The sequence below is a fragment of the Streptomyces sp. AC627_RSS907 genome, assembly GCF_019049165.1.
In genome coordinates, this window is the sequence record NZ_JAGMUE010000735.1 from 1 (window position 1) to 563 (window position 563).

General features: G+C 71.8%; 1 protein-coding gene. It reads right to left on the bottom strand.

The features are described from left to right. Window positions 1–72 precede the first annotated feature (72 nt). Window positions 73–563, bottom strand: a 491-nt coding sequence (locus KUM32_RS38325; RefSeq protein ID WP_302185245.1) for a nitrilase-related carbon-nitrogen hydrolase, incomplete at its 5' end; no start/stop codon positions are given.

Below are 563 nucleotides of genomic sequence, written 5' to 3' on the forward strand. Positions count from 1 at the left end.
AACACGGCCCGGCGGGCCGGGAGCGGGCGGGTTAGCCCGCACGACCACCGGCCCGCCGCCACCCGCGTCGATTCAGGCCGCACCGCCTCCACCCGGCGGCACCGGCGGCACCGCGGCCGTGCTCCGCGTGATGGCCTCCGCGTGCTCGGCCGCCTTCCGGGGGTCGCTCGCCCACAGCCGGTAGAAGTCGAACGGGCACTCCGCCAGGCCCGCCGCACCCTCGCCCGCCGCCTCGGTGCCGGTGTAGCCCCGGTGCACGAGCTTGAACAGGTGGTTCTGCGACTGGTCGTAGGTCCGCGCGTCCCGGATGGCCGACACCGAGAGCTGCGCGTACTGGATGCCGTACGGCTCCTCGCCGGTCTCACCCAGCGTGCGACCGTCGAACCCGATGATCGCGGAGTGCCCGAAGTACGCGTACACGCCGTCGAACCCGGCGGCGTTGGCCACCGCCACGTAGCAGTTGTTGGCCCACGCCATCGCCTTGGACATCAGCACCTGCTGGTCCTTGGCCGGATACATGTAGCCCTGGCAGCGCACGATGAGTTCGGCACCCTTCATGGCAC